The sequence below is a fragment of the Allosalinactinospora lopnorensis genome (genome assembly GCF_000981225.1).
GTDB classification, from domain to species: Bacteria; Actinomycetota; Actinomycetes; order Streptosporangiales; family Streptosporangiaceae; genus Allosalinactinospora; species Allosalinactinospora lopnorensis.
Genome location: NZ_LAJC01000134.1, coordinates 1 through 6,249, shown reverse-complemented (window position 1 = coordinate 6,249; position 6,249 = coordinate 1). Strand labels below are relative to the sequence as shown.

5 protein-coding genes are annotated in these 6,249 nt (G+C 70.6%); 3 read left to right on the top strand and 2 right to left on the bottom strand.

Annotation, left to right across the window (positions count from 1 at the left end; all coding sequences use genetic code 11):
* Positions 1-205, top strand: a 205-nt coding sequence (locus VS93_RS32245) for a hypothetical protein (protein ID WP_046472421.1), incomplete at its 5' end; no start/stop codon positions are given.
* A 213-nt stretch (positions 206-418) separates the two neighbouring features.
* On the opposite strand, the gene VS93_RS25635 is transcribed toward VS93_RS32245, so the two are convergent.
* Positions 419-2,953 carry an ABC transporter permease gene (locus VS93_RS25635; RefSeq protein WP_046472420.1) on the bottom strand — a complete coding sequence of 845 codons (2,535 nt, stop codon included), beginning with the start codon at positions 2,951-2,953 and terminating at the stop codon, positions 419-421.
* Positions 2,954-2,956: 3 nt separating this feature from the next.
* Positions 2,957-3,712, bottom strand: a complete 756-nt coding sequence (locus VS93_RS25630) for an ABC transporter ATP-binding protein (protein WP_046472422.1) — start codon at positions 3,710-3,712, stop codon at positions 2,957-2,959.
* A 406-nt stretch (positions 3,713-4,118) separates the two neighbouring features.
* On the opposite strand from VS93_RS25630, the gene VS93_RS25625 reads away from it, so the two are divergent.
* Positions 4,119-5,390, top strand: a complete 1,272-nt coding sequence (locus tag VS93_RS25625; protein ID WP_236700741.1) for a sensor histidine kinase — start codon at positions 4,119-4,121, stop codon at positions 5,388-5,390.
* The gene (locus VS93_RS25620; RefSeq protein WP_046472418.1) at positions 5,387-6,034 is read left to right on the top strand and encodes a response regulator; all 648 of its coding nucleotides are present in this window, start codon (positions 5,387-5,389) and stop codon (positions 6,032-6,034) included. Before VS93_RS25625 ends, VS93_RS25620 begins: the two co-directional genes overlap by 4 nt.
* The last annotated feature ends 215 nt before the right edge of the window (positions 6,035-6,249 follow it).

Here is a 6,249-nt window from a genome sequence, read left to right as displayed (position 1 = left end):
CCCGGCCTATTTCCACGAGCCGAACTTCGACGCGTGCGTGCGCCCGCTGACGGACCCGGCCGGCAGCGCATACATCCATTGCGGAACGCATTTCACCGGAATGTTCATGCGCTGCTACCCGGATCGGATCACCACCGGCCGCATCCTGGCCGAAGACCGCTTGGCGGTCCTTTCCCGGATGCGGAGCGAAGCCCTGAAACGCTGACGGGCAGACCACCGCCCGATCACTGTTCGGGATGTCCGCGACCCCGCCGACCGACCACAGCGCGTGAGTCCGTCCAGTAAACGGATGCCCTGTCCGCCTTCGTTCGACGCGGAGGCGCGGTCCACCGCGCGGGCCCCGCCTGAGACGTCCACGGGGCGGGCGGCTCCGCCGTGGAGCCGCCCGCCCCGTTCCGGGCAGGATCGAGCGGTGCGGCTACTCGCTGGCCAGCGCGCCGGTGATCGAGGTGCGCCCGGCGGTTCGCGCCGGAAGCACCGAGGCCAGCAGCCCGGCGAGCACCGCCACCGCGATGAGCAGCGCGATCCTGGCCACCGGGACGGTCAGCAGCAGGTCGCTCAACACAACGGTGCCCGCGGCCCACCCGAACACCACCCCGAGGCCGACGCCTAGCACGGCGCCGATCAGGCACAGCAGCACCGCCTCCATGCTCAGCATCCGGCTGAGCTGGCCCTTAGCCAGGCCCATCGCCCGTAGCAGCGCGGACTCGCGGGTGCGCTCCAGCACCGACAGCGCCATGGTGTTGGCGATCCCGAACACCGCGATCAGGACGGACAGCCCGAGCATCGCCGCGATCACCAGGAACGCCGTGTCCAGGAAATCGGTGATCTCGTTCTTCAGCTGCGCTGTGGACATGACCTGCAGCGTGGGGTCGTCCTCCACCGCGGCGTAGACGGCGTCGTGGACCTCGTCGTCCTCCGCCCCGTCGGCCGCCCGTACGGATACCGACTGGGCGTCGGTGGCGTCGGGGAAGTAGGTCGCGAAGTCATCCGGATCCATGGTCACGCCCCACAGGCCATCGGTGCCCGCGGTGACGGCGGCGATCTCGAAGTCCCGCTCGCCCTGTTCGGTCGGCACCGTGAAGGTGGCGCCGACATCGCGTCCTTCGGCGTACACCTCGGCCACCACGACCTTGCCGGGGGCCAGGTCGGACAGGTCACCGGACTTCAGGGAGGCACCGACGTCGGTACCGACCGCACCTCCGTAGTAGGCCGAGACCGGAAGGTCCGTCCGTGCCTCGCCGCCGCCCGTGTAGGCGGTGCGTTCGGTGATGACGGTCGCGATGGCCGGCGAGTCCTCCAGCCGTCCGGCGACGGCCGGCGGTATCCCCTCCCCGGTCTCGGTGTCGAACTGCGGGGTGATCGTGTAGTCCACCGGGAACTGCCGTTCCAGCTGGTCGGTGATCGTGGACTCCATCGAGGCGCTGATGACCGAGTAGCCGGTGATCAGCGCGGCCCCGACCGTGAGCGCGATCATCGCGGTCGCCGCCCGCTTGGGGCTGCGCCGGGTGTTGTCGGCGGCCAGCGCGCCGGCCGCGCCGAGCTTGCGCATCGGCGCGCCCAGGGCGGCCACAATGGCGCGCACGAGCAGCGGGCCGAGGACGAACACGCCGAGGAAGGCCGCGAAGCCGCCCAGGGTGACTACGAGCAGTCCATGCTCCGACGGACCCGAGGAAGAGAGGGCCATCGCCCAGCGCACCAGGGCCGCGGCGAGCAGGAAGAGCGCCACCCCGCCGGCGATCCGCACCCAGCCGATGCCCTGCTCCAGGCCCTGGGCGGTGGCGCTGGTGCGCAGTGCGGCCAGCGGCGGGACCCGGGTGGAGCGGATCGCCGGGACCAGCATCGCGAGCACCGTCATCACGGTGCCGACGGCCAGCCCGGCGACGACCACCGCGGGGCCGATCACGACCGAGGTTGAGGACACCGTGGCGCCGAGCGTCTCACCTCCGATGGCGAAGCCCGCGTAGCCCACGCCGATGCCGGCGAGCACGCCGACGGCCGAGGACACCGCCCCGATGATCACCGCCTCCAGCAGCGCGCCGCGGAACACCTGGCCGCGGCCCGCACCGACGCAGCGCAGCAGGGCCGTCTCCCGCTGGCGCTGGGCGAGCAGGATCGCGAAGGTGTTGTAGATGACGATGCTCGCGACGAACATGGCGATCAGCGCGAAGAGCATCAGCGCCATCGTCAGCACCTGGGAGTCGGCCCCGGCGTTTTCGGCCAGCCGCTGGCCGAACTCCTGTCCGGTCAGAACCTCGGCGTCGCCGGCGACGGCCGCGACCGCCTCGGTAACGGCCTCGTCCGTCGTCCCCTGGGCGCCGGTCACGTTGATCTCGGAGAGCCCGTCGACCCCGGTCATCTCCTTGGCGGTGGTCTCGTCGAAGGCGACGGCGCCGGTAAAGCTGAACTCCGATCCGACGCCGAAGTCGACCAGTCCGGTCACGGTGAACGTGTGCTCCGCACCCTCGTGGTCCAGGATCTGCACCTCGTCACCGATGCCGTGGCCGGTCTCACGGGCGCTGCCGGTCGCGAGGGCGACCTCGTCCGCGTCGGCGGGCAGCTCGCCCTCGGCGGCCGAGTAGCGCGTGGAGTCGCCGACGGACACGCCCGCGGTGGGCAGGTTGCCCACGACCCGCCCTTCGGTATCCAGTAGTGGGGTGTCCCCCCTGATCACGCCGCCGGCCTCGGTGACCTCCGGCAACGCGGCGATGTCGTCCAGGGTCCGCTGGGACAGCAGTGTCGGCTCGGAGCCGTCGCCCTGGTCGTTGTCCGGAAGCACGATCGCGGCGAATCCGTCGGCCGACCCCTTCACCTGGGCGTTGAAGCTCTCGTTGAGGGTTCCGGTGAACACCAGCGTCCCGGAGACGAACGTGACACCCAAGATGATCGCCAGTGCCGTGGTGACCAGCCGGCCTTTGTGCATGCGCAGGCCGGCGAGCGTGGTGCGCAGCATCGCCTAACCCTCCAGCCTGACCAGGCAGTTGAGTACGGTCTCGGCGTCGGGCTGGCGGATCTCGCCGACGAGCCGCCCGTCGCGCAGGAACACCACCCGGTCGGCGTAGGCGGCGGCCACCGGGTCGTGTGTGACCATCACGACGGTCTGGTGCAGATCGCGCGCCGAGTCGCGCAGGAAGGCGAGTACCTCAGCGCCGGAGCGGGAGTCGAGGTTGCCGGTGGGTTCGTCGGCGTAGACCACCTCGGGCTCGTTCAGCAGGGCGCGTGCGACGGCCACGCGCTGCTGCTGCCCGCCGGACAGTTTCGAGGGCGTGTGGTCCAGCCGGTCGGTCAGGCCGACCACGTTGACGATGTGATCGAAGCGGCTCCGGTCCACCGTGCGCTTGGCGATGCGCGAGGGGAGCAGGATGTTCTGCTCGGCGGTGAGCATCGGCAGCAGGTTGAAGGACTGGAAGATGAACCCGATCCGGTCGCGGCGCAGCAGCGTGAGCTGTCGGCTCCCCAACCGGGTGATGTCGGTGCCGCCCAGGAGCACGCTTCCGGAGGTGGCGCTGTCCAGTCCGGCGAGGCAGTGCATCAGGGTGGACTTGCCCGAGCCGGAGGGCCCCATGATCGCGGTGAACTCGCCCCGGGTGAACTCCAGGCTCACTCCGTCCAGGGCGCGGACGCCCGCGTGCGCGGCTCCATAGACCTTGGTGAGGTCGCGGGCGGTGACCGCCGGCGGCGCAGCATAGGAGCGCTGCTCCGGGGTGGCCAACGTGGCTCTCTCGTTCACGCTGCTCTCCTAACGTCTGGAAATGACTGACCGCGGTGGGGAGCGGGGACTGCCCGGCTCGCCGCGACCGCAGAAGACGCTAATTCCGCGCAGCGCAAGCGCGCATCGGCCGTACGGATAGTTGTGCGGCGCTTCGATCGGGGCGGGGTACGGGTGCCGCGGGGGCACTTTCTCAGGGGGCGGTACCGACTTTCGGCGGGGCCCGCCGCGCTGCTCCGCCGCCTCGCCGGCCGTGACGCAGCCGGGTGCCCTGGGTGAAGCCGCGGTTCGACTTTCGGACACCCGTAAGGCGCCGCGGCCCCGGCTGGAAAGCGCCGCCGCGTCTACACTCCAGCACATGTTTCGTCGTGACGGGGTGTTCCTGCGGGAGGCATACAGGCGGAAACTGATGGGGATCTGGCGCTGGTGGTGGGAGCGCCGGTTCCGGGCCGCCGACTGGCTCTACGCGTGTGCTCTGTACCCGTGGATGGCGATGTTCAACCTGGCGGCGCTGGAGACTGTGGGAGACCCCTGGATAGGGGGAGTGGTCAGCCCTCTGATAGCGCCTCTGCTCCAGCCCCTTCCAGGGCTGCTCAACCTCCTGATCTTCGCCAAGTTGGTCATGGTGCTGCCCGGCGTGGTGTCGGTGACGGTCCTGTTCCGCCGCAGCCGGCCCGGCTTGTTGCTCACCGCCGCGCTGGTGCTGCTGCTCGTCTTCGGCAATCCGGTAGCGGTACCGCTCGCCCTGTACTCCTACGCCGTGTGGTTCAGCAACCGGCGCGCACTGGCGGGCTGGACCGGCGCCATGGCCGTGGGGCCGGTCGTCGGAGTGCCTCCGACCAATGGGCTCTTCTGGGTGCTGTTCGTCTGGATCGTCTTCATCGCGCTGCCGCTGACCATCGGCCTGTGGGTCGGCACCCGCCGCGAGCTCATCGCCAACCTGCGCGAACGCGCCGAACGGCTGGAGCACGAGCGGCACCTGGAGACACAGCGGGCCGTCTTCGCCGAACGCACCCGGATCGCCCGGGAGATGCACGATGTCGTCGCGCACCGGGTGAGCATGATGGTGCTGCACGCGGGCGGGCTCGAGGTCTCCGCCGCCGAGCAACGCACAGTGGAGGCCGCCGCGTTGATCCGCGGCACCGGCCGCGAGGCCTTGGCCGAGCTGCGCGAGATCCTCGGCGTGCTGCGCGACGACCCCGGTGCCAGGGCTCCCACAGCTCCGCAGCCGCTGATCGCCGACCTGCGGCGGCTCGTGGACGAGTGGCGCGGCGCCGGCATGGCGATCGACTGGCGCACGGACGGGACCGTGCGCAACCTGCCGGCGCGGGTGGAGCGTACCGCCTACCGGACGGTGCAGGAGGCGCTGACCAATGCCTCCAAGCACGCCCTGGGAGCCGGGGTGTCCGTGCGGCTCTACTACGGCGAGGAGAACCTGGACATGGCGGTGGCCAACGTGCCGCCGCCCGAGACCGCCGGCCCGCGGCCGGAGCCTCCGCCCAGTAGCGGCTACGGGCTCGCCGGGCTGCGGGAACGCGTCGCCCTGGCCGGCGGCGAGTTGACCGCCGGGCCGTGTCCTGACGGGAGATGGAAGGTCCACGCCACCGTCCCCGTGGCGCAGCCGGAGGACACGGTCGGCGCGCTCAGGACGGTCGGAAACTATGGGGGAGATGGTGCATGATCAAGACCTTGTTGGTGGACAACGAGCATCTGGTGCGCTCCGGTCTGCGGATGATCCTGGACACCGCCGAGGACATCGAGGTCGTGGGGGAGGCATCCGACGGCGCGGAGGCCCTGCGGCTCGCCGGTGATCTCGCGCCCGATGTGGTGCTGCTCGACATCCGCATGCCCGGTATGGACGGGTTGACCGCAGCGGGGGAACTCACCGCCTCGCCCCGGGCGCCCAGGGTCGTGCTGCTCACCACGTTCGACCTGGACGACTACGTGCACCGCGCGCTGCGCGCCGGAGCGGTCGGCTTCCTGCTGAAGGACACGCCGCCGCGTGATCTCATCGCGGCGGTACGCACCGTCTACGAGGGCAACGCGATGCTCGCGCCCAGCATCACCAAGCGGATGCTGGAGCACTTCGCCGCCCCGGCCTCCGAAGGGGCGGCGGTGGCCGCGAAGCGCCTGGAGGTGCTCAGCGAGCGGGAACGTGCCGTGCTGCTCACCATCGCCCGCGGCATGTCCAACGCCGAGGCCGGCCGCGCCCTGCACATCAGCGAGGCCACGGTGAAGGCGCACGTCAGCCGGATCCTGGACAAGCTCGGCACGACCAACCGGGTGCAGGCCGCGATTCTCGCCCACGACGCCGGCTGGGTGTGAGTTCTCGGCTCCCTCCGCCGCCCCGGTCCAAGACGCCGTGCCCGCTTGAACGGTGAGAACGGGGATTGGGCGTTTGCCGGGGCGGGTAGCTGTTCGTCCTGTCCAACGTGCTCGGAGCAGGCCCGGGGCAACAGGGGGAGGCAGCGGCGGGTCCCGAACGTCAAGGCCTTTGTCGTTGATTTCGCGAATTCGCTGAGGAAGGAACCGCGGGGCCA